Here is a 24,565-nt window from a genome sequence, read left to right as displayed (position 1 = left end):
GGCTACTATTAATCAGATACACCTCGTGCTAGAGCAGCCGCTCCAGCACACCTTTACGCTTAACAATGTTTTTATAATCCCACTGGATCTTTGCGGATTTTTCCAACCAGCGCTTTAACAAACCGGTATCAATCTGCTTTACATCTGTATAGCGGACCTCTGCCGCCTTGAAACTGCCTTCGGGTTGTAAGCCCTCTTTCTCAAAAGACTGGCCACTCCAAAACAACAGGCGTACACTGTCTTTCAATTTACTATACCCAACGATCGGATTGCCATTCAGAAACCAAACCGGATGCCGGTGCCATATTTTATTCTCTGCACCCACTAAATGCTTATCAATTTCCTGTGCCAGCTTTTGGCCAATAGCCTTATCTGAAGCTGGCAAAGAATCATTATACGCTTTTATTTCCTGGTTCATATTGCAATTTTTTAAACCTGCTAACAATAGCTTAAATTGAAAGTATTACAAATAAATTACCCTGCAAAATACCAGGCGCCACCATTTGATCATTTGGCAATTAACCCCTAAATTTAACGATCAGTTGAAATGATTACCGTTTTTCAAAAAGGTTATTATGACATTGTTTGTTGCACACACCTTGGTAAAATGAAGCAGCTACTTATCATGCTATTTTCAATAATGCTATATGGCCGTAATAATGCACAGCAACAAAGCCTTACTGCTTTAGATAACGAAGAGTGGACCTTAACCCAATCAGGGAAAGGACAAGGAATTGGCAGCGGGTCTATCTGGCAGTTTTTCAGTAATTATACTTTTAATGCTACGCATTGGTACTCAGGCGGAGCCTATTGGACCCACCAATATACAGGTACTTATTATTACGACGCTGTTACAGTAACTGTCTTTTTAAAATACAAGAAAAATACCAGGCTCCCTCCTGTAAGAAAAAACTTGTGTATTCAGGTGATTGATGCCCCAACAGATAGCATTGGTTATTACCCTGTTTTTTACAACGGCTGGGCAAAACAACAAGGAAAACATGTACCTCTGGGGGAGCCTCAAATCCTGAAACAACAGCTTCACGCACCTGCTGATACATTGAAAATCTTTAATTTTCCAGATGATATAACAAGTTTTAGAAAGAGAAAGATACCAATTTCTAAAAGCGAATTGTAAGCAGCTTAATCAAAACAGCGGAACTAAAATGCCACAACTATACCAGGTGGCTGCTTCCTAAAAAACGACAAGGACTTATCATGACACTACGTGTAAAACTTTTATTTCTGGTAATACTACCAATCCATACAATTTTTGCGCAATCAGTCCAAAAAATTGTAAAAGACCTGGATGGCGATCTTAAAAAAGATACTATTTATATTGATAGCGATTTGGACAAGCTCTTCTGTATACTATCTACCAATAAATATAAACCTGTTGAAAGCCTGAAAATACAGATCCTCAACTTTGGCAACATGCTGGCTCCAACAAAAAATGGTTTTGAATTCTGGAATGATTATGGCCGGTCTGGCTTTATCAATGAATTTAAATATAACCCTAAAACTAAAAAAGTACAGCTGATAAGAATAACGCGAACTGATTATGATATTAGTTATACAGACTTTGGAGAAAAAGTAAGAAACGGTAGTGGTAAATCAAGCATCAACCTGCTGACCAATAAGTATGTAGGGAATTTTTATGACGTACATAATGGGAAACTCAGAAAATTGCCTACCATCTATGCGGAGATGATTATTCCTGAAACCAATATCGAAGACTTTAATGATGGGCTATATTTTGACTATGAAAAAAGATGTGTCGCATTATACGAAAAACGTAAAAAGGAAACCAGGTAAAGCTACCTAACCATAAATGATCCTGCCCCTGCCTAAGGAATACAGAGGGTTAGTCCTTAATTTCCGGTATTACAATACACACGGTAACCCCATGCGTACCGTCGCCTTCTTTATTCTTAACATCAAACTTCGCTTCCTGCCCACTGGATTTGAAAAGTGCCTCCAGTCTTTCCTTAAGGATAATTCCGGCAAGGGATCTCTTCTTTTGCTGTCCCTCCTCCTTATTCACAATACCTTTACCATTATCATCTACCAGGATAAACAACTGATTGTTTTCAGCACTGAATGATACCGTTAAAATACCTTTGTGTTGAATATTTCTAAACCCATGCTCTATAGCGTTTTCTACAAAAGGCTGGACTAACATAGGGGGAATCAGGATATCATCTCCGCAGAGGCCATCCGCAACTATTACCTGGTAATCAAAAACTCCTTCAAATCGCATTTGCTGCAGCTGGAGGTAGTTCTTCAAGGAGGTCACTTCTTCTTCCAGACTGATAAAATCCTTCCTGCTTTGCTCCAGCACACTCCGTAATAATCTGGAAAACGTTGACAGATAGCGGACAGATTCTTTCGTATTACCGGAAGCTACAAGGCTCTGCAGATTTGCAATAGAGTTAAATATGAAGTGGGGATTTAGTTGTGCCTGCAATAGTTTTTGCTCAATATTCAAGCGGCTGTTCTCCGATTGCAGCAATTTGTTTTTCTCTTTCAGCCGGTATTGCCGGTGTATAATATAAAAGAATGAAAATATACCAATGAAAATTACGGAGGCCAGCCCCATTGTCCATCTTTGCTGACGTATAACCTTTTCGTTCAACACATTCTGGCTACTCAGTTCTGCTATATTCCGGTCTTTTTTCTCTGTTTCATATTTTGCCTGTATCTCTGCAACTTTAACCGCTTCTATCTCTTTAATATTTCTTATTTCCAGGGCAAAAGCATAATCAGCTGCTTCCATGGCTTCAGCATATGCCCCTTTCTTTTTATAGGCTTCTATAAGTCCGTTGTAATAACCAGGTACTTCTTTACCTTCTGCATTCCTTTTGGCTAAAGCGATAGCTTCCTTATAATAGTGAATAGCGGAATCCAGCTGATTATTACGGACAAAGCTGGTAGCTAAATTATTATATGCATATGCCTTCAGACTATTGGTTTTCTTCAAATACTCAATGAAAATCCTGCTATTTTCAACGGCTTTGTCAAATCGCTGTTGACGCGCATAAACCTGAGCCAGGTTATCATACGATCGGGCAATGGCCATACTATCGCCGATACTTTTGGCCAGATTACGTGCTTCTTCATTATATAATATCATCTTACTATCATCCCCCGCCCTGGAAGCCAGCATAAAAGAAATATCGTAGTACCGTTGTCTTACTACCGGATGAGATTTGTAGGGGTGATTTTTATAATAACGTTCCGCATACTCCAATGATTCTGCTCCATTATCATTCTGATAATATGCTTTGGCCATCAGATCATAAAAGCGATAAGTCAGCTTGCTATGGGCATTCTCGGCTTTTTGCATGGCGGCCAATATAGATTGCATTAATGTTCCTGCTACCAATGTGCCACTGCCGGTGGTATTATCCAGTATGCTGTAGGTCTTCAGCAAGTCTATTTCAATGCTATCTTTTGTTCCGGCCATCTTTTTATACGCTTCCATTGCCATGTCCGGCTGCTTCTCCAAATGGTACCGCCTGGCCCGGAAATAATAATAAAACGGGTTATGATTACTATCAGGGACATACCGGAGCAGGCTGTCTTCTCTGTAAACAACCTTTTTGTATCCCACAGATGATAAAGTATCCAGGGAAATTACCAGAGACAAATAATCTTTCCCGGATATCACCTCAGGGGTATTGCCCTGATCTTTCCGGGGCTTTTCATTATCCTGACAGGAGGTAATAAAAAGCAGTGTCAAAACCGAAAAAACCGCCAATGCGGTTCTTGCATTCATCAATAAAGTAAATTTAGCTAAGCAAAAAAGCATAAATATATAAACAGTTCTCCGTTTATCGCCTGATTTTATAATGATTATCCATTAAATATATAATTAAATTTCTTTTATAACAGCCCGGATATTAATCCGGGCTGTTCCCCCTCCTTCCTTTCAGATAAGGGATAAAACATCGCAGATATGGATTTAGGGGCCACGAATAACAATCTCCCTGTTGTATTTCCGGCATACAGCCTATACTTGTCTGATGGATGATGCGGCATCAACTGTCACCATTCTCCCAAACATAATTTCAAGCACCGGTTATGAAAACTTATCAGTATAGCGAAATCAACCCCGTAAAAGGTATACTCTTTGCCCTCGCATACCTCGCAGTTGCTGCTGTTATCACCTTGTATATTTCCGGCGGTGTGGACCATCTTGCCGATACCGTGAATAATTTTGGAAGTATCAAAGGGCTTGGCTTCCTCGCAGGTATTATCTATATAGTCCCCATTTTCTTTCTGATAAAGTTCATATATCCAAAAGTAACTATATCTACAGATAAAAATCAGCTCACGATCACCCGTAAACGCCAACCTGGAATATCCATCGCCTACAACGACATTACCTCAGCTGTATTAAATGCCGAGAAAATAAATACCCTCACCCTCTACGGAAAGGCAAATGAAATACTGTTTAAAGTCCATCCCTTTAATAATCCCCAAATCCTGAAAGAGATCGTAAGAGATATTATTACCCAGGGTGTATTTAAGCAAACCATGGAACAGAAAAAACTATTTAAGGGAACTTACGAAGTCATATCCTACAAAAGATCTTAGACCCAAATGGGCCTAAGATCATAGTAATTTGGCCTGACATGCTTAATAGTCCAACGCCAACCGGATAGCTTGCTCTACAGGTGTATAATCAACAGCCGCACCTTCAATAGTTAATTCCTTTCGTAATAATAAAGGGGGCTGTGCCATAAATTTAGGCGTATGGCCCCTGTGTGCCTGTGCAGCATGTACCAAAAACGGGTGACACAGGTAAATAGTTCCTGCCTGGCCAACTGCCAGTACTGCATCACGCTTGGGCAGCTCATCCAGCTTGCCTGCAAGCTCCATAAAGGAAAGCCCGCTATCCCCTGACCCATGCAAAAGTCTGGCTACATCTAAATGCGACTTCCTATAGATAATTGTCGGTGCATCAGTCTCCGTTACATCTGAATATAAAACCAACATTAACAAAGCACGCCCTTTAGACTTTATATTAACGCGCCATTCAAAGAAATTAGAAGGGTCCTCTCCGGGAAAGCTTGCATCTACATGTTTACCCGTGTCATTAGGCAGCTCCCTGGAAGGAAACCTTACCGGAAATGTTCCTACACTCCTACATGGAATCCATTTACCTGCACCAACCAATTGATTAAACGCTGCATATAACTCCGGCGTGTTAACCGAATCAATAAAAGGAGGATGCGTGTACATGCCAAGACGGACAACTGGCGCTGTCCAGCTATTAGGGGCTGACCGTTCAAAAGGAATATCTTTCCATAAAATGTCCAATACAGCACCTGCAATAGCTGGAGAAAACACATTGTCAATCCGGACAAACCCGTCTGTAATAAACTGTTCAACCGCTTCTTTATTTAATAATTCCTGCATAAAATCTTTTTTTGGATCAAATCCATAGCACAACAATCCTGTTGCGAAAGGATGCATAAAAAATAAGTGGGAAATTGTAAAATGATATTATTCACACCATTAATAAGATGGTGCATTGCTTAAGTATTAAGCCAGGGTAGGTTTTATAACATTACTGTCATTCTCATGCTTCAAAAGTAATAAAATCCCAACAAGTAATCAAGTCTGATAAGTACCGGTGACCTGTTTTCACTGTCAACAATATAAACAAAAGTGATAATATCTATGGTACATACCTGCGATACACGCAGACAATGTAACACCATCAGGCTTTTTACAGGTTTATACGACCGTAACATAATTTAAAAAATATGATACCTTTACTTTCATCCAAATATTTTATACTTTGCAACGCTTAATTGTAAACTGATCAAAAATCATGTGTAGCGTTTTATACGCTTGAGCCACGTTTTATGATCCCGCAATCGTACTCACGATGAAAGTACTAGTGCTACGTTAATAAGAACCTGGGGAAATGCGCTATGCTATCAACAATAGATCTGGAAAAAGTCAAAGAAGGGGATACTGAATCCTTCCGTGAATTCTACACCTTATTCTATCCTAAACTAAAAGCTTTTGCTTGCCGCTTTGTGGACGAGCCAACTTCTCATGACCTGGTACAAGAGGTCTTTGCTGCTTTTTTTGAAAAGAGGTCCACAATTCAGATCAACCACATACAGTCTTACCTGTACAAATGGACGCAAAACAGATGCTTAAATTATCTCAGGGACCGGATGACAGCGAAAGAGTATGAATCGCGCCTGGTGATAGCTGAGGCCCGCATGGCGTTCCTCGAAAAGAATATGGATACCAATGAGGTGCTAAAACGGGTTTTCAACAATGATCTGAGGGAGGTTATCAACGCTTCTATTGCCAAATTACCCCCTAAATGTGCCCAGGTATTTCGGTACTGCTACTGGGATGAGCTAAAACATAAAGAAATAGCCGAGATCATGGGGATCTCACACCGTACGGTCGAAGCCCATATCCGGCAGGCGATCACCTTCCTGAGAAAAGACCTGAAAGACATCCTGCTCCTTTTCTTAATGTTCATAGATGTAAAATAAAAAAAATTCAATTTTCACTAAGTAGTACTGCTTCCCACCCGTGTCTTCTATATTCAATTGCTTACAAGGATGAATGAACAACTACTGATACGATTCCTGACAGGGCATTGTACATCCGAAGAAATTGAGCTGGTTGCCCAATGGATAGCTACCGATGAGGCAAATGGAGAATGGTTATTCGAAATGGAGCGTACCCTGAACCAGTTGCCATGACGCCAGAGATGACGGAAAAATGGTTACCCCAGCCTCCTGTGGTAACTCCCTACAATGCAGGAGCTACGCTGATAAAAGCGCCTTCAGATGCCATTGTCCTGTTTGATGGCTCTAACCTGTCAAAATGGGAAAACGCAGCAGGAAAATCTGCTGAATGGACCGTACATGATGGTGTATTTACTGTAAAAAAGGGAACCGGTAATATCCGGACCAAACAGCGGTTCAAGGATTTCCAATTACATCTGGAATGGCGCGTTCCAAAGGGAATCGAAGGAAAAAGCCAGCTGAGAGGCAACAGCGGGCTGTTCTTACAGGATATGTATGAAGTTCAGATACTGGACTGTTATCAAAATGAAACGTACGCAAATGGACAAACCGGGAGTATCTACAAACAAACCCCGCCTTTGGTCAATGCAATGAATAAACCGGGTGAATGGAATACTTATGATGTTATCTATACGGCACCGACTTTCAGGAAGGATGGTACCTATCGTACGCCTCCCGGCGTAACTGTTATTCAGAACGGGATACTACTGCAATACAATACGGTTATCCAGGGCAATACACCATATATAGGCTTTCCACAGGTTGTTCCTCATGGAGACGGACCAATAGGATTGCAGGATCATAATGATGATAGCGCACCTATCAGTTTCAGAAATATCTGGATCAGGGAACTGTAATTGATCATAAAAGGATTACCCTATAGATATTTTGCGGTGCTGCTCTCTCAGGCGCCAATACTAAAACATGGTTATTGGCAAGTAAACCATCCGAAAGGTGACATACTGGTAGTGGTATGTCACCTTTTTGCCCTCATGAAGAACTGATCAATATCATTCCACTACATAGGGATAAAGTCATATCAGCTTAACAGGCCTGTAAATGATATCATTCCCGCTTCAAACTTTTCACCGGATTTACGAGTGCTGCTTTTAGTGCCTGATACCCGACAGTAAGCCAGGCTACTATTTCTGAGATAAGAATGGTGGATAAAAATATTCCAACGCCAATATTTATCCTGTAAGCAAAGTTTTGCAGCCAGCGATGCATCAGATAATAAGCTATTGGAGCCGCAATTAAAAATGCAACGCCAATAAGCAGCGTAAATTCTTTAGAGATCAAATAAATGATGTTACCTGCTGATGCACCTAATATCTTCCTGATACCTACTTCTTTAGTACGGTGTACTACCATGAAGGAAACGAAGCCATACAGCCCAAGACAGGAAATAAATATAGCGATGCCTGCAAATATTTTATACAATTGTGAGAGCTGGTTTTCCTGCTGATAAAAGCTGGCAATCTTATCATCCAGAAACTGGTACTCAAAGATAAAATCAGGATGTGCCCTGTTCCAAATCTTCTCTATTGCCTCCAAAGTTTCTTTCATGCGCTGCGGCTGTATTTTTATGTTGATCAACCGGTACACCAATTGGTAGGACCCCAGCACAATAGGAGTCCTCTCCTTTTTCAATGAGTTACCGTTAAAATCTTTCACTACTCCAACAACAGATGCCACCATCCTGCCATCCCAGAAATTTATTTTTTTCCCGATGATATCCTCAGGATTCCTGAAACCTAATTTTTTCACCATCATTTCATTCACCACAAATCCGTTTACAGTATCCGCTTCTCTATATGGCATACCAGCAATAAACTGAATACCATATGTTTTAAAATAATCAGCATCAGCCCATTTAAACTCAGTCCTGAAACCCGATTTCTTTACAGCATTCTCAAATTTAAACTCATCATCCCAACCCGCTTTATCTATCGGACTAAACGCACTAAAACTCACATTTTTTATTCCGGACTGTTGCAGCAACTCCATTTTCAATGCATCCATTTTAGACGCACGGGCCGTGTCATGAGGCATCGGAACCGTAATCACCGCCTCTTTATCAAAACCCATAAATGCATTTTGAAAGAAATCCATCTGACTCACAACAATTAATGTTCCTATAATCAGTAGCTGCGCTGTGGCAAATTGAAACACCACCAATACCTTCCTCACTGAAAGCCCGCTGGCAGTATGGCTGGTAAATTTATTTTTCAGTGCAGTGATAGGATTAAATCCCGACAAAACAATTGCAGGATAGCAGCCCGATAATAAGGTAACAACAATAAGCATAGTGAATAAAAACACCATCAAAGAGAACGTAGGCCTTATTTCCAATGGTGTTTGCAATAGTTGGTTAAGCAGCGGTAATGCCAGGAATGCAAACACTATTGCCATCAATATTGAAAGAAGGGTAATGATAAAAGTTTCACTTAAAAACTGAATAACCAATTGATTTTTACTACTGCCCAACACCTTTCTGATGCCCACTTCTTTTGAACGGCTTACTGATTGCGCTGTGGCAAGGTTTACAAAATTTATGCAGGCAATTATTAAAAGAAACAAACCTATCAGGCTTAATGCGGTAATCAATTCTTTACTGAAAGTGGTTCTCCCGTAAATACCGAACTCACTCTCATAGTGCATGCTACTCAAAGGCTGTAAAACATATCCCTGATTCGCATATTCAACAGGTGTATACTTCTTTACAAAATCTTTAAGATCGTTATCAAATTGCTGTACCGGTATATTTTCGGGAAGTACCAGAAAAGTATTTAAAGACCCGTCCAGGCCTGCCCAATCCGTTAAAACATCTTCCTGCCCACTAACAGATTTAAAAGAAAATACAGCCTGTAAGGGAAAATCCGTATTAGCAGGAATATTTTTCAGGATGCCAGTCACTTTGCACAGCTGCCCATTATCATACTTGATAAATTTACCCATAGCTATCTGCCAATCTCCAAAATACTTATTAGCGGTTTCTTGCGTAAGCACTACCGAATTAGGTGCTGATAAAGCAGTTTTTGAGTTGCCTTCCAGAAAGGGGAAATTGAATATGTCGAAAAATTCAGGTTCAGCAAAAAAAACATTCTCCTTAAATTTTTTTGGTGGTACCTCTGCTTTATCATTCGGTAAGGTTATTTGCTTACCTTCTCGTTCATATATACGGGCTACATGTTTCAGTTGTGGATACTCGCTTCTTAAAGCATCTGCTACAGGAAAGGCACTGGCTTTCGAATAGTTCATGCCTTCCGAAGTTTTCACTGCTGATACCACCCTATAAATGCGCTCCCCGTTTTTATGAAAATTATCAAAGCTGGTTTCGTATTGAATTAATAAAAAAATGAGCAGACAAGCTGCAATCCCCACTGCTAAACCAACAGTATTAATTGCGAAATAGACCTTATTACTGCGTAAATTTTTCCATGCAGTTTTCAGATAGTTGCTTAACATGGTGGACGTAATATTAAAGTTGAGTAAGAATGACAAGTGGGGGCGTCAAGAAAAATGCCATTTACTATTTACTTAAAAATCAAGTATATATGAATTTACATAAAAAACAAATGTACGATTTCGATACAGTAGGTGTCCATATGTAAACAAAAAAGGCTGACTAAAAATTTTACTTTTTAGCCAGCCTGTCTGATCAGGAATAATGAGTGCTAATTTTTAAAAACGGTTTTCAGTTTATCTTCCAACTGACCTGCCCGTAAATTCTTGGCAATGATTATACCATTGGGATCTACCAGGAAATTCTGGGGAACGGCTCTGACATCATATTGTTTGGCCACTTCATTTTTTGGGCCCTGCAGATCACTCACATGCAGCCACTTCAACCCATCGTCTGCAATAGCTTTCAGCCACGGTGATTTCTGAGAATCCAGTGAAATACCGATTATTTCAAAATCCTTTCCCCCATATTGCTGATAAACTTTTACCAGATAAGGGTTTTCTTCTCTACATGGGCCACACCAGCTTGCCCAGAAATCAACCAGAATATACTTTCCTTTGAATGCAGACAAGGTGACTGAAGCCCCGGAGGTATCAGGCAACGTAAAGTCAAGTGCTTTCATACCTACTGCTGTTCTTTTCGCAATATCCAGCCGGGCAGCCATTGACCGGGCAGTAGGTGTTTTTTTCATCCGTGCACTGAGTGCATTAATCAATGGCTCAAATGTTGCCACATCGATCACAAAGCTGTTGTCCCTTACCAGGGAAAGGCTCAGATAGGAATCTGGATGCGCCATTACAAACGCCCTTTTCGCTTCATCGATCTCATCATATACAGGCCTGCTAAGCTTTTTGAACTTTTCGACCCCGGCATCCTCTTTTTTTTCAAAGTAGTACATCATACTATCCATCAATGGCGCTAGTTTTGCCTGATAAGGCTTGAGCTGCTTTTCGAGCGCCAGCAGCTCCAACTGCCCGGCGCCGCCTTTGATAGTAGCCTTTCTAATAGTCCCATCTGATGATTTTATTTTTATCAGCATAGGTTCAAGAAAAATCTGGCTCTCATCTGCCCGTTGTTCCATATCATGCTCAGCGCCACTACTTCCTTTTAGCAGCCTGATATAGCCGGTTACCGGTTCACTGATGGTACTGGTAATACGGAATTTCCCATCCTTTACCAATGCTGAATCCTGATGATATTTATTATCCCTTGAGAAATTAAGGAGCACGATTGCCCCCTCAGCACTTTTACCCATATCTCCTACTATGGTAAACTGCTGTGCCTTTACGCCGCAAATTGTTCCAAGTAAGCATAGGTTTAATATTAATATGCGCTTCATACTATTTGATTTGTTCGTATTACTAATACCCCTTGTTCTGTATCAGCTTTGGATTTTTATTTAATTCGGCCGTAACAAATGGGAGGTAAAGCCGCGTTGCATCCCGTCCTTTGGAACTCAAAAAGCCCAATGCCTTGCCAAAGCGTTTCATATCCTGCCAGCGTAATCCTTCTCCTACAAATTCTTTTCTTCTCTCCATTTCAATCTCATTCAGGAAATCATTGGCACCGGCAAAATCAGCAGCAGCCTTCACTTTTACATTTCTTTTTTTCCTGACTTCATTGTAGCGGGCCACATTAACCACACCTCCGCGGGCATCTGCTTCTGCAGAAATAAGGTAAGCTTCACTTAACCGGATCTGCGGATAGGTCACAAATCCATTCGCTTCCTGTAAAGTATCCAGCGAGAATTTCATTAGGTAAGTCACCTCTTTACCCACGCTATTGGCAAATTGATTTTTGACTAACCCTGTACGTACATCACCGGTTTCATAGGCATCCACCAGATCAGCGTTTAACCAAGTCTGGCCATTACCGGTCACACCTGTTGGCCGCCGATAAGGAAATCCGGGGCTGTATAACGCAAACATACCACTACGGTCATAGGAGCTGGGTACGGGGCCTTCTACCAGACGGAAAAGCAACTCTTTATTGCCCGAATTATTGTAGCGGAAATTACTGGTAAAATCCTGGGTAAGTTCAGTAGCTGGTGAAGTGATCACCATTTCAGCATATTTTTTAGCTTCCACTTTATCTCCCTTATTCAGGTAGATTCTTGCCAGCAACAACTGAACGGCTTCTTTAGACAAAGCATCAGCTGTTGTAAATGATGGCAACAGCTTTTCTGCATCTTTCAGATCGGTGATAACGCGGTTATACACCTCTTCTTCTGTGTTTTGGGCACGTTTATATTCTGACGGGTCTTCATTTGACCCCAATGTAATGATCACCCCCTTATATGCTTCCATCAGGCGGAAATAACAATACCCACGGATTCCCAACGCTTCTCCCAGCTCTTTATTCAGATCAGTAAGCTCACGGGAGCGGATATAGTTAATTACAACATTGGCATGCCCAATGGCAGTATAGGCGCCATTATAATAAAAACCATTACTGAAACCATCACTTGGATTTGGATTACAGGCCTCATATGCCTGTGGGTTAAAGCGGGTCACAGAACCTCCCTGTACAGAGATTATATCATCTGCATATATATCAAACAGCGGATAGGTTTGTGAAGGCCAGCCTCCATGGATCTTTGAATAGGCCCCTTTTACCAGGAGTGCCAGATCCGCAGGTCTGAGCTGTTGTTCACCAATGGAGGTATCCGGAAAAGGATCATCCAGGTTTTTACTGCACGATGAAAAAGTGCAGGCAAGAAATGTAAGTAAATTTATTAAAAGGAAATATCTCCGAAGCATATCAATATTTTTTCTGATTATAAAGTGATATCAATACCAAAGGCAAATGTTCTCGGCATCGGTACAAATGTTGCCTGTATACCTGTTTCTATCCCTACTTCAGGATCAGCCAGTTTCAGGCCCTTACTCTTGATTACAAACAGGTTCTGGAAGGATGTATAAACGCGAAGTGCCGGAATGCCTGCTCTTTTCAATATTTTTTCGTCGAACTGGTATGCAATAGTCACATTCCGCATTCTCAGATAAGAAGCATCGAACAGGTAATGGGTAGACGGCAGGGTATTCCAGTCTTCCATTTGACCGGCACCATGTGGACCTACTACAGCACGTGGATAATAGCTGTTATCACCTGGATGTCTCCATCTGTCAGTAATCCATTCAGGCTTATTCGTCATTACCCCGGTATAATCTATATTAAAAAGACGGCTGTATTGATCGTCAAGATTATAAATCTTACTACCTGTGCTGAAGGTAAGACTGGCGTCAATACTGATACGATTCCAACTGGCGCCCAGGTTAAACCCTCCGGAAAGTTTAGGTTGCGCTACAGGAACATATTCCTGGTCAGCCTGGTTGATGATACCATCTTTATTCTTGTCTTCATATATCATGTCCCCGGTTTGAGGATCAACGCCCAATGATTTGTAGAGCAGCAGGGAACCCACAGATTGTCCCATCTTTACATATGGCCGTGGCCCGCCAGGCATATAATAGCCATAACCCATTACGGAATCTCTTAAATACAGGATCTTGTTCCTGTTAATGTTCAGTGCTACACCGGCATTCCAGGAAAACTTCTGATCGTTCGTCAACCGGCTGCGGTAAGACAGGTCCAGATCAATACCCTTATTGGCTACAGTACCAAGATTTCCTTTTTGAGAGGCATAACCACCTGTGGAATATGGCAGCGGTAAACTGGTAATCAACCCATCCGTTCTTTTCTCGTAGAATTCCAGTACCATTGAAAGCTTGTTTTTCAGGAACCTGGCTTCTATACCAGCATCATATTGACGTGTTCTTTCCCATCTCAGATCCCGGTTTCCACGAACATTACTTAATACCAGTGCAGGTTTTCCGCTATAGGTCCCGGTGTTTATCAGGTCAGCAAAATCAAAATAGCCTAGTGTGCGGATATTACCGGTAAGCCCTACACCTGATTTAATTTTAAGAAAAGAAACCAGGGAGTTTTTACCAAAAAAAGGTTCGTCAGAAATGATCCAGCCTGCAGATAGTGCCGGAAACCAGGAATACTTATTCTTCCCTGTAAGTTTGGAAGTACCATCTCTGCGTATACTTCCACTCAACAGATACCGGTTGTTCCAGCTAAGGTTAGAACGGAAGAAATAGGATTCTCCTGCCTCGGCATAAGTGCGGTTCTTGTAAATATCGCTGTTCGAATAAGTAGAACCGTTGCCCGGATTCCATAAGCCTTCACTCGTTGGGAATCCAAAAATCGAGAAGCCGGCAGTGGTATTTTTATTTTCATAATACTCCTGACCCAGCAACAGGTCACCCCTCAGGTCGCCCACAGCAAGTTGATAGGTAAGGGTATTATTGAAAGTATACTGAATACCGCTGCCTGAATTATTATTGTGCTCCCCATTAACAAAACTTCCGGAATAGGAGAACGGGCTATAAAAATTCAAGTCAGTATTCTGACTACTCACCCCTGCCAGTGTAGATTTGAAAACCAGATTAGGTCTGAATGTAATTTCGCCAAAAACATTGGCCAGGTAATTCCACTCCTTTCTATCACGCTTCACCTGGTAGCTGGTTGCGTAAGGGTGATTTTGTAAACCAAACCAGTAGCCGATACTGCCATCAGGATTAATCAATAACGAATCCGGTGTATCCGGGCGGGCTTCTATTGCTCCGTACAGGGGGGAATTAAGATTACTGCTTTGGGATAACGAAATATTCAGATCTCCCCCAATCCTTAACCATTTATTGATTTTTTGGGTCATTGCCATTTTACCGGAATATCTCCTGTATATACCATCACCAACCGTATTTTCTTCGGAATACTTACCAAAGGATAAATAATAAGTATTGTTTATGCCACCTCCGGATACACTAGCCTGGATATTATGGGTAGATGCATTTTTTGAAGTTATTTTATCCACCCAGTTGTTATCGAAAAGCCCGATAGGTGTTCCCAGTTTAAAAGAGCTGAGCTCATAGTCCAAAATACCTTTTTCATCATTCAGTACCTGCTCTCTTTCAGGTGTTACTCCACCTGCAATAAGTTTGTCGATATCGCCAATCCTGTTCTGACGTGCTTCCCTGAATACCGATTCATATTCAGCGTTGTTCAAAGCCCGAAATCCCAGGGTGGATCTGGTAATTCCATAATAGGAGTTTACACTAACAACAGGGCGGCTGGCAAGCTTTCCTCTTTTGGTAGTGATCATAATCACACCCTGTGCCCCCCTTGCTCCATAAATAGCCGATGAGGACGCATCTTTCAGTACTTCAATAGACGCTATATCCTGAGGGTTGATATTATTGAAATTAAAGTTGGGATTGTTGACAGTACCTAATCCTACGCCTGCATCCACGATCAGGCCATCGATTACCACAAGCGGGTTAATGTTGGCACTATTGAGTGTTTGGGCCCCGCGTATGCTGATAGAAGGCTGAGAGCCCGGGGAACCATCTGAGTTTTTCACCTGCAAGCCGGCTACCCTGCCCTGCATGGCACTAAACAGACTTCCGGTGATATTTTCTTCAGGCTTCAGCTCGGATATTTTGGCAATAGACCCTGTTACATTTCTTTTGCTTTGAGTACCGTAACCTACCACAATAGTCTGGTCCAGATTAGCTATCGCTACTTTAAGATATATAGCATAGTTATTAGCCTGGCCTACTTTTATTTCCTGAGGAACATAACCGATAGAACTGAAAACAAGCGTTTGCCCCGGTTCTGCGGGGATAACGAAATTACCCTTTGCATCAGTGCTGACACCTTGTGTAGTTCCTTTGATTACAATATTCACCCCTTCCATTGGCTTTTTATCTTCGGATAGTACACGTCCGCTGATCAGCACTTTATCATTCATTACTGCCGGTTCCTGATGAGGAGAGCGGGTAACCACAATCACATTATCAATAAATGAATAACGGAGTGGCTGCCCGTTAAAACAGCTATCCAATGCATCTTTTAAGGGAGTGTTTTTAAACGCCACTGTTACTGGTATGGCCTCCTCAATAATGTTTTTGTCCCATACGAATTCAACACCCGTCTGTATCCGGATTTTTTCAAAAACTGTTTTCATCGGGATGTTTTTGCCAGAAAGTGTAACGGCCTGGGCATTGGCACCGATACTTCCATAAGCCTGCATACAAGAGATGATAAGCAGCACACTCAACATTTTCATGACACGAATAATTTTGGTTGATTTTTCCTTCCACGGATGAATCCATGCAAGGTACTTCCCCCCTGCCGCGCTGGGACCAGGAGTGCTCATAAACATAAAATGCATAACTTTAGTTTGCGTTTTGGTTAATAAAAGCTATACGATCCGCCTCAACTCGTACCGTATAGTGACTCTATAAGGATATTAGCCTCGCATAACCGCCCGGCAGCAACCGGAGCGGTTTTTTTATGGCTCATTATTTTGATGCGCTTACAATAAGGGTTTCCCCCACTAAGTCGAATTTTACGCCGCCAACAGCCTGTAATATTTCCAGGACTTTCCGGAGTTCTTTTTCCCGGGTGAAGCCACCTTCCAGTTCCCTATCAGGGATATTACCTTCATATTTCACAGCTATATTGTACCATCTTCCTACTTCATTCATGATCTGCCGGATATTTCCATTAAAAGAAAATCTTTTGTTTTTCCATGCCATTACCTGGTTAATGTCTGCATCATGTATGATCCTGGGAGATGCTCCCGGCACGGTGTATACCCATTGTTCGCCGGGTTTAAGCTGCATAGTCGTGCTATTGGTAGTAGCTTTAATGGAGCCTGTAAGTAAGGTGGCCTGTACCAGGCCGTCCTCTGTATAAGCATTGATATTAAAATCGGTTCCTAAAACCTGTATTACAAAACCGCCGCCCGCTACAATAAATGGCTTGACGGCATCCTTCGCTACTTCAAAGTACACTTCCCCCGTTACTTCCACCTTCCTTTCATTACCGGTAAAGGCTACCGGAAACCGGATAGAGGACGCTGCATTGAGCCACACCTTACTGCCATCCGGCAGGGTCATCTGGAATTGCCGCCCGCGGGGGGTGGACATTTTGTTATAAACCATCGTTTTTTCCGCTTCGCCCGCCGGATGGTATTGCAACGCACCGTCTTCCAGCTTTACATCGCTCCCATTCTGCCGGGCAATAGTACCATTGCCCAGGCTGTCGAGCACGACTTCCTTTCCATCAGACAGCGTTAGAATGGCTCCTTCGCTGCCTGGTGGAATGTCTGTTTTTGCAATGGGGATATGGGTTGTTTGATTTGCATTATTATTCCATAAGCGTGCACCGCCTATCCCTGCCAGTAACAATACTGCTGCGGCTGCGGCCCAGGTCCAGCGCCTGAAGGGAAGCTTGTTGATCCGGGGCTGGCCGGCCTGTTGTTCCTCAATCCGTAACAGCAGCTCATTAACTACTTCATTGATCTCATAATCTCCCTGTTCAATATTCCGGGGGTCTGTGAAAGCTGTTTGCAATAGCTCATCGAATATGGCAGAGTGGGGCGACTGGCCAAAAGCCTGTCGCAACTCCTCCAATTCTGTAGCAGTAGCAGTACCCTTCAGGTACTTTTCCCATAACTCCCTAACCTGGTGATCAGTCATGATATCGCGTTTACGTTTATATATGACGGAAAAAGCGGAGGGGGTAAGACAGTGATCTGAAAAAAATTATTGAAAAAATTTGCTGAGCAGGAAAATGAGCAATACCGGGTTATCACCGGCATGTTCGGAAAGATAACGGCGAATGTCTTTTAGCGCCCTTACTATATAGGTTTTGGAGCTAACTTCAGAGATATTAAGTAAATCTGCTATTTCTTTATGGCTTTTCCCTTCAAAGCGGTGCAATACAAAAACACGCCTTGTCCTTTCGGGTAAAGCCTGCACAGCTGCAGACACTGTTTGTTCCAGCTCTTTCAGTTCCAGGCTGGTTTGCGGGTGGTTAACAGAGTTTTCGGAAAAATAGTCGGCCAGATGCGGCATATTATCCAGATGCAGCACTTTTTTCTGCATAAAATCCATCACAATATGGCGAGCGGCAACATATATATAGGCACCGAGATTATCCACTTCCGGGAGCTTGCTCCGGTTATTCCATAATTTCAGGAACATTTCCTGCGCCAGGTCTTTAGCCTGCTCCGGCGATTTAGTTAAACGAAGGGCAGTACCATATACCTGCGGCCAATGATGCTTTACTAATGTGCCAAAGCTCCTCTCATCCCCTTCCGCAATTTTTAGCAGCAGTTCCTTTTCGTCATATGTCCGGTTTCCGTCAATGCTCAATTACGCTCGATTATGGTAACAATCTACGGCAAAAATGCCATAGATATAGTTGTTAATTCATGGCTTGACTCCCTGATTACAATAAAACCCTGGAATCATGCAAAATTATAGTATTCAATAGTAGGATGCAATGCCCCTCAAAAGAAGGACTCTTGTCTGCTTTAAATCCCATCTTTAAACACCGGATTTTAATACCTCGTATCAAAAAGTTCCCGGAATACTTACATTCGGGGCAGGTTGTTTGCTGTTGTAATTGACAGTATTCCCACCTTCTATAAATCTTTTTAAAATATGAAACAACCAGATGTCATCATCGTTGGAGCAGGTGCTGCAGGTTTAATGGCGGCCTATGTACTGGTAAAAGCTGGTAAAACAGTTACAGTGTTAGAGGCCAGGCACCGCTTGGGCGGACGGATTTATACGGTGAATAGTAAATCGCTGTGCCAGCATATAGAACTCGGCGCGGAATTCATTCATGGCAATTTACCGGTTACACTTACCCTGTTAAAGGAAGCCGACATCAGTTATACTCAGACTTCCTTCGAAATGTTACGGCATTTTGACGGTAAGTTTGAACAAGGTGATGAACCTGTTGAAGGGATGGATGCTCTCTTGAAGAAGATGGATGAATTACATCAGGACCTCCCGCTGTATGACTTTCTGAAACAGCATTTCCCGGGAGAAAAATATGCCCCAATGCGTTCCCAGGTAGAAAAGTATGTAAACGGATATGATGCTGCCAGTATACATGACATCAGCACTTTGGCGATCCGCAATGAATGGGAAAATGAAGATGATGATGCACAGCACCGTATTGTTGGTGGTTATGGGGCCATGATCCAATACCTCGCCGGGGAATGCCTCAAAAGCAGTAGTAAAATTCTGCTGGATAAAGTTGTGAGCAACATAATCTGGGAAAAGGGTGCCGTAAAGGTCAGTACCAGCGACAACACCATTTACAAAGCGGCCAAGGTGATTATTGCACTGCCATTAGGAGTACTGCAGGCTGCCGGCAATACAACGGGGGTTGTAGGGTTCTATCCCTCCTTGCAGGAGCAAACAGCAGCTATACAAAACATTGGATTTGGGGCAATCATAAAAATACTGCTTGAGTTTAAGGAACCCTTCTGGACAGGCCATGATTTTTTCAGACCATCCAACAGCTCCCCCACTACTAAACTACTATTGACAAACGAGGCTATTCCCACATTCTGGACACAGTCTGATCCTAATGTTCCGCTACTTACCGGCTGGCTTGGCGGGCCTCCGGCATTGGAAATGCAGCTGCAACCACCTGCAACTATTATGCAAACCACCCTTGCTTCACTGGGAGATATATTTGGCATCTCCTCCCAGACACTACAGGATAAACTTATTACCTGGCATGTTGCCAACTGGACCTCCGAACCATATACCCGTGGCTCTTATGCTTATGATATGGTAGAAAGTAAACAGGCCCGGAAGATTTTGCGGAAGGCTGTTGATCAGACAATATACTTTGCGGGTGAATACCTGTATGATGGGCCTGCTATGGGTACTGTTGAAGCAGCACTCTCCAGTGGCCGTCATGCTGCCGGAATGGTACTGGCAGAATAAGGTTACACCAAACTTACTATACAGGTTAGAAGTTTTGAATTGCTTAACTTGTACTATAAAAAAATAAGCAGGTACATAATTAAATATTTGAACCATGGAAATTACAAGAATAGGATCAAGGCCATCCGCTAAAGGGCCGGATGACTGGTTTACAGGTACCGTAAGAATTGATCCACTCTTCGAGGCTAATGAAGCTCGTAGGGCTGCGGCAGCCAGCGTAACCTTTGAACCGGGAGCAAGAACAGCCTGGCACACCCATCCGCTTGGGCAAACATTAATTGTAACTGCCGGATGCGGTTGGATACAACAGGAAGGCGGCCCGGTAGAAACTATCCACCCTGGAGATGTGGTCTGGTTTGAACCTGGTGAAAGACACTGGCATGGTGCCACTGCTACTACCGGCATGACACATATTGCTATTCAGGAAAACCTCGATGGAAAAGTTGTGGATTGGTTGGAAAAGGTGACCGACCAGCAGTACCAGGGCTAGTAAGTTAAGGGAGATATTATAGGACAGGATGTTATCTTACTCCATTATTTTTCAGCCCATATATAGGCCCGTCTGGTGGGGTATTCCATATTTTCATTCGGACGCCGCTCTATTGCATCTATCACCTTAAAACCCGTTTCGTAAAGTAATTTTACTATATCATCCGTCTTAAAGAAATATAAATCGATGTCTACTACTTTGTCACGGGCTTTGTCAAAATGAACGATTTCATCTCCCACATGAAAGGAAAATAAAAAATCTCCGCCTATTTTCAATACCCTGTTTATTTCTCCAAAACAGGTGCTGACCTGATCAATAGTAAAATGTACGATCGAATAAAATGCAAGCGCACTTCCCAGATATGCTGATGGATAAGCAATATTCAGCAGGTCTCCGGTTTCAAATTTAATTTGAGGAGAAAGCTTCCTGGCAACATTCACCATTGCTGGTGACAGATCGATACCGATAATATCTTTCAGACCATTGTCATACAGAAATTTAGTGGTTTGACCGGGCCCACAGCCAAAGTCGGCACACAACCCCTTTTCCTTGTTGCTAGCTGCAAATTCCTTCAGTAACAACCGGTCAATATGCTTTTGGGAGAGTTCGTCCCAACGCTCCACCGCATAGTCTTCCGCTACCAGGTTATAGCAATGCAATATTTTCTCTTGTGGGTTCATTTTATGCTTCGCTTTTAGATACCAAAGCTGAACATTTTTTTTGTTTTAATCAACCCTGCTGACATAGGGTTGTCAAAACCGGGTGCTATTTTTGTTAAAACAATAACCTGATAAATTATCCAAATGGCACAATCATCAGTATTACGCGGTATTGCTACACTTACATTTTACGCAGCAGATCATGCAGCAGCAAAGCAATGGTATACCGAATTTTTCGGCGAAGCCCCCTATTTTGACATGCCTGGCTATTTCGAGTTCCGCCTCGGTGATTACCAGCATGAACTGGGGGTGATAGATAGCAAATACGCCCCTCCGGCAAGATCAGCCGGCACTGGCGGCGCCATTACTTATTGGCATGTGGATGATATTAAAGCTACTTTCGACCAACTGATAGCCATGGGCGCTACAGAATTTGAGCCCATTACCGCACGCGGCCAGGAAGGGAGCGGTTTTGCTACAGCAGCACTGACGGATCCCTTTGGTAATATCATCGGCATCATGACCAACCCACATTATCTGCAAATATTACAACAAAAAGCCAGCTTATAATTATGGAAACACTTGATGGAAGACAGGCGGTATACGCTCCCACCAGAACTGAATGGCGGAAATGGCTGGCTAAAAACTGCCAGTCGGAAACAGGTGTATGGCTGATACAATATCATAAGAAAAGTAAAGTTCCCTGCGTTTCCCTTATCGAAGCCACTGAAGAAGCGCTGTGTTTCGGGTGGATAGACAGTAAAGCCAGAAAACGTAATGAGGAAAGTTTTTATCTGACATTTACCCCCCGTAAAGCAAAAAGCAAATGGAGCAAGCCTAATATAGAACGGGCTGAACGGATGATTACAACAGGGCTGATGACGGCGCATGGTCAGGAAAAGATCGATCTGGCAAAACGTACCGGAATGTGGGTAACGGAAGCAACTGCAAAAGTTTGATTCCTTGCTCAGTACGAACATACATTGAAAATGGCTGCCTTTGCAGACAGCCATTTTCAGCATAATAAAAGCTCCTGACTATTCAGGAATATGATAATATCTGCATACAGCAGCATAATCGCTATAATCAGGAGGGGCAGTCTGCCTGCCACCAGCAACACCGCCAGGTATAATCACATAACGATACTGTAATAAAGTGCTCAAATTAACAGAATTACTGTTATCATGTGTAAAACGTGTAATAAGTATTTTACCTAACATGGGAGTAAATGCAATGGTATTGACTTTGCCGCCAGCATTGCTGGTATAAGGCAAAGGAAATGTTCCACCACCATACGTAAAATATATAGCTACCGTTCCGGAATTGAGAATGTTACTGGTAATACCGGGGGCTGCTACATAGCCTGCCTTCAAAGAAGAATTGTCTATCGTTGTATCATTAAAGTTAGTAGCATATTTCCAACTGGAATAGATCACATTAGCAGTACCGACAGGACCTTGCGGACCAGCGGGGCCTTGTGGACCTGCGGGTCCCTGCAATGCTAAAGCAGCTCCCCACGCTCCGGCTGTTTTAGGACCATATAAGTAATAGGTAGATTTATCCAGATAATAATCGCCGTTGCTTCCCACTGCCGGTGCCGGAGCACCGCTACCACTGAGGATCTTACTGCCGGCAGCTCCTGCAGCACCGGTTGCTCCTGCTGCTCCTGTGGCACCAGTGGCTCCTGTAGCACCGGTTGCACCAGTTGCGCCTGTAGCACCTGCAGCACCAGTTGCTCCCGTGGCACCTTTAAGACTAATAGGCGTACCCCAACCATTGGCGGTCTTCGGACCATAAAATTTAGAACTGGAAAGATCCAGATAAAAGTCACCAATAGTGCCAATGTTAGCTGCAGCAGCACCATTCCCACTGTAAATCTTGCTCCCGTCAGGGCCAGGTACGCCTTGCTGTCCCGCTGCCCCTTTTTCTCCTTGTGGACCAGCTGGTCCCTGATCTCCTTTTTTACAACCTGCAGATATCAGGGCCATAACGAAAAAAAACATAGTTACTTGTAATAACTGCTTCATGCTTAGTTTGTTTTATTTTTAATTGAAATGGATTGACATACATCGTTTGGAGTAACAACACCTCCTCATGTAGTAATCAGACACTATGAAGTGGTCTAAATACTATCGCTTGCCAAAGGCAATACCCTATCAACAGTACATATTAATACTACTGCCGGTGCTTCGGAATTGCCGTCTTATAAATTTGCTTTTTCTGAGGCCACTCAAGGTTGTCTGCGGCAACCGGGTCTATGTCTAGGTCTGTTTCTTGTTTTATCTTTATTGAGGAACAAATATTTTGTGACAATACTGATCATAGGAATTGGAGCATGTTGCTTTTTCACTACCTCAGTTTCCATTTTCTGGAAGTTTAAAAATAGTAAAAAACCAATATCTTACTGCATTTCAGACAATTATTCATTTAACTGGCAGTTTTTTACTGATAACTGGCCGGAGTTATTAATCATCCGGCCAACAATTTAATAGCTATTCTTCAGCACTTATATTAGATACCAGAAAACCGGCTTTAATAATATTCATGTACATTTAAGATCAAACTAAATGTTTCTCTATCTGTTCTATAAATAGATAATAGCTAAATAGCAAAACAGTATGCAAACAATACTAGGAGCAAATGGGCAAATTGGCGAAGAATTAGCCAGGACGCTTAAAAGCAGTTTTACTTCAAACATCAGAATTGTAAGCAGGAAAGCAAAAAAAGTAAATGATACAGACAGTATTTTTTCAGCAGATCTGTCTAATAAGGAAAATGCAATAAAAGCAGTTGAGGGCAGTGAAATAGCTTACTTTACACTGGGCCTGCCAATGAATTCAGATTTGTGGGAAAAACAATTTCCGCTGATTACCAGCAATGTAATCGAAGCCTGTAAAGTGAATGGGACAAAATTGGTTTTTTTTGATAATACCTACATGTATCCCCAGGATGACAGAATACTTACAGAACGGACGCCCTTTGCTCCTATTGGAAGAAAAGGAAGGATAAGACAAATAATGGCAAACATGTTACTAAAGGCAATAAATACCGGCAAACTGGAAGCCGTTATTTGCCGGGCTCCGGAATTTTATGGTCCTGGCAAAACACAGAGTATCACAAATTCTTTAATTTTCAATAATATTAAAGCGCGCAAAAAGCTAAAAGTCCCATTACGGGATGATAAATTAAGAAGCCTGATCTGGACACCTGATGCAAGCAGCGCCACCGCTTTGATTGGAAATACACCGGATGCATTTTACCAAACCTGGCATCTGCCGGTTGACAATAATAGATTAACCTATAAACAATTCATTACGCTGGCTTCTACAGTTTATGATACAGCACTGAAATATTCAGTTATTCCAAAGTTTATATTTAAGATGGGTGCCATGTTCAATAACCGGGTAAAAGAATTACAGGAACTGCTTCCCAGATATGAGCATGACAATATATTTGACGATTCAAAATTTAAACATCGATTCCCTGATTTCCAGGTTACTACCTACCTGGAAGGGATGAAGCAAATAGCCAATGAAAAGCAGCACAACACATGA

General features: G+C 42.2%; 22 protein-coding genes. 11 read left to right on the top strand and 11 right to left on the bottom strand.

From position 1 onward, the window contains the following. Positions 1-28: 28 nt before the first annotated feature. Entirely contained in the window at positions 29-418 is a 390-nt protein-coding gene (locus tag ABR189_RS05075; RefSeq protein WP_354659365.1) for a DUF1801 domain-containing protein, read from the bottom strand. Between the two features lie 129 nt (positions 419-547). Between ABR189_RS05075 and ABR189_RS05070 the strand changes: the two genes are divergently transcribed. Both ABR189_RS05070 and ABR189_RS05065 read left to right on the top strand, forming a co-directional pair. After that, complete coding sequence (locus tag ABR189_RS05070; protein ID WP_354659364.1) at positions 548-1,138, top strand: hypothetical protein; 591 nt, start codon at positions 548-550, stop codon at positions 1,136-1,138. Positions 1,139-1,218: 80 nt separating this feature from the next. Further along, entirely contained in the window at positions 1,219-1,815 is a 597-nt protein-coding gene (locus ABR189_RS05065; protein ID WP_354659363.1) for a hypothetical protein, read from the top strand. Positions 1,816-1,864: 49 nt separating this feature from the next. Here ABR189_RS05065 and ABR189_RS05060 read toward each other — a convergent pair whose 3' ends face one another. Beyond that, positions 1,865-3,778 (bottom strand): histidine kinase, encoded by a 1,914-nt coding sequence (locus ABR189_RS05060; RefSeq protein WP_354659362.1) that lies wholly within the window; start codon positions 3,776-3,778, stop codon positions 1,865-1,867. Positions 3,779-4,083: 305 nt separating this feature from the next. On the opposite strand from ABR189_RS05060, the gene ABR189_RS05055 reads away from it, so the two are divergent. Then, the gene (locus ABR189_RS05055; RefSeq protein WP_354659361.1) at positions 4,084-4,599 is read left to right on the top strand and encodes a hypothetical protein; all 516 of its coding nucleotides are present in this window, start codon (positions 4,084-4,086) and stop codon (positions 4,597-4,599) included. A gap of 42 nt (positions 4,600-4,641) precedes the next feature. On the opposite strand, the gene ABR189_RS05050 is transcribed toward ABR189_RS05055, so the two are convergent. Next, positions 4,642-5,424: a phytanoyl-CoA dioxygenase family protein gene (locus tag ABR189_RS05050; protein WP_354659360.1), complete on the bottom strand. Its 783-nt coding sequence runs from the start codon at positions 5,422-5,424 to the stop codon at positions 4,642-4,644. 521 nt (positions 5,425-5,945) lie between these two features. Between ABR189_RS05050 and ABR189_RS05045 the strand changes: the two genes are divergently transcribed. The 3 genes from ABR189_RS05045 to ABR189_RS05035 all read left to right on the top strand — a co-directional run bounded on the left by ABR189_RS05045 (position 5,946) and on the right by ABR189_RS05035 (position 7,426). Beyond that, positions 5,946-6,530, top strand: a complete 585-nt coding sequence (locus ABR189_RS05045) for an RNA polymerase sigma-70 factor (protein ID WP_354659359.1) — start codon at positions 5,946-5,948, stop codon at positions 6,528-6,530. Positions 6,531-6,599: 69 nt separating this feature from the next. Beyond that, entirely contained in the window at positions 6,600-6,743 is a 144-nt protein-coding gene (locus ABR189_RS05040) for a hypothetical protein (protein WP_354659358.1), read from the top strand. Then, positions 6,740-7,426 (top strand): 3-keto-disaccharide hydrolase, encoded by a 687-nt coding sequence (locus ABR189_RS05035; RefSeq protein WP_354659357.1) that lies wholly within the window; start codon positions 6,740-6,742, stop codon positions 7,424-7,426. The genes ABR189_RS05040 and ABR189_RS05035 overlap by 4 nt, the downstream gene beginning before the upstream one ends. A gap of 208 nt (positions 7,427-7,634) precedes the next feature. Here ABR189_RS05035 and ABR189_RS05030 read toward each other — a convergent pair whose 3' ends face one another. From ABR189_RS05030 to ABR189_RS05005, 6 genes are all read right to left on the bottom strand, one after another. Continuing rightward, complete coding sequence (locus ABR189_RS05030) at positions 7,635-10,037, bottom strand: ABC transporter permease (protein ID WP_354659356.1); 2,403 nt, start codon at positions 10,035-10,037, stop codon at positions 7,635-7,637. 209 nt (positions 10,038-10,246) lie between these two features. Then, positions 10,247-11,374: a redoxin domain-containing protein gene (locus tag ABR189_RS05025; RefSeq protein WP_354659355.1), complete on the bottom strand. Its 1,128-nt coding sequence runs from the start codon at positions 11,372-11,374 to the stop codon at positions 10,247-10,249. Between the two features lie 22 nt (positions 11,375-11,396). Further along, positions 11,397-12,794 (bottom strand): RagB/SusD family nutrient uptake outer membrane protein, encoded by a 1,398-nt coding sequence (locus ABR189_RS05020; protein WP_354659354.1) that lies wholly within the window; start codon positions 12,792-12,794, stop codon positions 11,397-11,399. A 17-nt stretch (positions 12,795-12,811) separates the two neighbouring features. After that, on the bottom strand, positions 12,812-16,171 hold the full coding sequence (locus tag ABR189_RS05015) for a SusC/RagA family TonB-linked outer membrane protein (RefSeq protein WP_354659353.1): 3,360 nt from the start codon (positions 16,169-16,171) through the stop codon (positions 12,812-12,814). Between the two features lie 235 nt (positions 16,172-16,406). Further along, positions 16,407-17,588, bottom strand: coding sequence for a FecR family protein (locus ABR189_RS05010; RefSeq protein ID WP_354659352.1), 1,182 nt, complete (start codon positions 17,586-17,588; stop codon positions 16,407-16,409). Positions 17,589-17,654: 66 nt separating this feature from the next. Further along, a complete protein-coding gene (locus ABR189_RS05005; RefSeq protein WP_354659351.1) occupies positions 17,655-18,266 on the bottom strand; it encodes an RNA polymerase sigma factor in 612 nt (203 codons plus the stop codon). A gap of 291 nt (positions 18,267-18,557) precedes the next feature. On the opposite strand from ABR189_RS05005, the gene ABR189_RS05000 reads away from it, so the two are divergent. Both ABR189_RS05000 and ABR189_RS04995 read left to right on the top strand, forming a co-directional pair. After that, complete coding sequence (locus ABR189_RS05000) at positions 18,558-19,862, top strand: flavin monoamine oxidase family protein (protein WP_354659350.1); 1,305 nt, start codon at positions 18,558-18,560, stop codon at positions 19,860-19,862. Between the two features lie 94 nt (positions 19,863-19,956). Then, positions 19,957-20,352 carry a (R)-mandelonitrile lyase gene (locus tag ABR189_RS04995; protein ID WP_354659349.1) on the top strand — a complete coding sequence of 132 codons (396 nt, stop codon included), beginning with the start codon at positions 19,957-19,959 and terminating at the stop codon, positions 20,350-20,352. Between the two features lie 44 nt (positions 20,353-20,396). Here ABR189_RS04995 and ABR189_RS04990 read toward each other — a convergent pair whose 3' ends face one another. Continuing rightward, positions 20,397-21,032 (bottom strand): class I SAM-dependent methyltransferase, encoded by a 636-nt coding sequence (locus ABR189_RS04990; RefSeq protein ID WP_354659348.1) that lies wholly within the window; start codon positions 21,030-21,032, stop codon positions 20,397-20,399. 123 nt (positions 21,033-21,155) lie between these two features. Between ABR189_RS04990 and ABR189_RS04985 the strand changes: the two genes are divergently transcribed. Both ABR189_RS04985 and ABR189_RS04980 read left to right on the top strand, forming a co-directional pair. After that, entirely contained in the window at positions 21,156-21,581 is a 426-nt protein-coding gene (locus ABR189_RS04985) for a VOC family protein (protein WP_354659347.1), read from the top strand. Positions 21,582-21,583: 2 nt separating this feature from the next. Further along, positions 21,584-21,970, top strand: a complete 387-nt coding sequence (locus ABR189_RS04980; RefSeq protein WP_354659346.1) for a YdeI/OmpD-associated family protein — start codon at positions 21,584-21,586, stop codon at positions 21,968-21,970. A 78-nt stretch (positions 21,971-22,048) separates the two neighbouring features. On the opposite strand, the gene ABR189_RS04975 is transcribed toward ABR189_RS04980, so the two are convergent. Beyond that, positions 22,049-23,038: a collagen-like domain-containing protein gene (locus ABR189_RS04975; protein WP_354659345.1), complete on the bottom strand. Its 990-nt coding sequence runs from the start codon at positions 23,036-23,038 to the stop codon at positions 22,049-22,051. Positions 23,039-23,629: 591 nt separating this feature from the next. On the opposite strand from ABR189_RS04975, the gene ABR189_RS04970 reads away from it, so the two are divergent. Next, entirely contained in the window at positions 23,630-24,565 is a 936-nt protein-coding gene (locus tag ABR189_RS04970) for an NAD-dependent epimerase/dehydratase family protein (protein WP_354659344.1), read from the top strand.

The sequence above is a fragment of the Chitinophaga sp. H8 genome (assembly GCF_040567655.1).
GTDB lineage: Bacteria > Bacteroidota > Bacteroidia > Chitinophagales > Chitinophagaceae > Chitinophaga > Chitinophaga defluvii.
Note: the sequence above shows the minus strand (reverse complement) of the source record. Positions and strands in the feature narration are given on the sequence as shown.

Coding starts and splice junctions, on each gene's coding strand:
- ABR189_RS05075 (WP_354659365.1), bottom strand. CDS start 418: ATGAACCAGGAAATAAAAGCGTATAATGATTCTTTGCCAGCTTCAGAT.
- ABR189_RS05070 (WP_354659364.1), top strand. CDS start 548: ATGATTACCGTTTTTCAAAAAGGTTATTATGACATTGTTTGTTGCACA.
- ABR189_RS05065 (WP_354659363.1), top strand. CDS start 1,219: ATGACACTACGTGTAAAACTTTTATTTCTGGTAATACTACCAATCCAT.
- ABR189_RS05060 (WP_354659362.1), bottom strand. CDS start 3,778: ATGAATGCAAGAACCGCATTGGCGGTTTTTTCGGTTTTGACACTGCTT.
- ABR189_RS05055 (WP_354659361.1), top strand. CDS start 4,084: ATGAAAACTTATCAGTATAGCGAAATCAACCCCGTAAAAGGTATACTC.
- ABR189_RS05050 (WP_354659360.1), bottom strand. CDS start 5,424: ATGCAGGAATTATTAAATAAAGAAGCGGTTGAACAGTTTATTACAGAC.
- ABR189_RS05045 (WP_354659359.1), top strand. CDS start 5,946: ATGCTATCAACAATAGATCTGGAAAAAGTCAAAGAAGGGGATACTGAA.
- ABR189_RS05040 (WP_354659358.1), top strand. CDS start 6,600: ATGAATGAACAACTACTGATACGATTCCTGACAGGGCATTGTACATCC.
- ABR189_RS05035 (WP_354659357.1), top strand. CDS start 6,740: ATGACGCCAGAGATGACGGAAAAATGGTTACCCCAGCCTCCTGTGGTA.
- ABR189_RS05030 (WP_354659356.1), bottom strand. CDS start 10,037: ATGTTAAGCAACTATCTGAAAACTGCATGGAAAAATTTACGCAGTAAT.
- ABR189_RS05025 (WP_354659355.1), bottom strand. CDS start 11,374: ATGAAGCGCATATTAATATTAAACCTATGCTTACTTGGAACAATTTGC.
- ABR189_RS05020 (WP_354659354.1), bottom strand. CDS start 12,794: ATGCTTCGGAGATATTTCCTTTTAATAAATTTACTTACATTTCTTGCC.
- ABR189_RS05015 (WP_354659353.1), bottom strand. CDS start 16,171: ATGAAAATGTTGAGTGTGCTGCTTATCATCTCTTGTATGCAGGCTTAT.
- ABR189_RS05010 (WP_354659352.1), bottom strand. CDS start 17,588: ATGACTGATCACCAGGTTAGGGAGTTATGGGAAAAGTACCTGAAGGGT.
- ABR189_RS05000 (WP_354659350.1), top strand. CDS start 18,558: ATGAAACAACCAGATGTCATCATCGTTGGAGCAGGTGCTGCAGGTTTA.
- ABR189_RS04995 (WP_354659349.1), top strand. CDS start 19,957: ATGGAAATTACAAGAATAGGATCAAGGCCATCCGCTAAAGGGCCGGAT.
- ABR189_RS04990 (WP_354659348.1), bottom strand. CDS start 21,032: ATGAACCCACAAGAGAAAATATTGCATTGCTATAACCTGGTAGCGGAA.
- ABR189_RS04985 (WP_354659347.1), top strand. CDS start 21,156: ATGGCACAATCATCAGTATTACGCGGTATTGCTACACTTACATTTTAC.
- ABR189_RS04980 (WP_354659346.1), top strand. CDS start 21,584: ATGGAAACACTTGATGGAAGACAGGCGGTATACGCTCCCACCAGAACT.
- ABR189_RS04975 (WP_354659345.1), bottom strand. CDS start 23,038: ATGAAGCAGTTATTACAAGTAACTATGTTTTTTTTCGTTATGGCCCTG.
- ABR189_RS04970 (WP_354659344.1), top strand. CDS start 23,630: ATGCAAACAATACTAGGAGCAAATGGGCAAATTGGCGAAGAATTAGCC.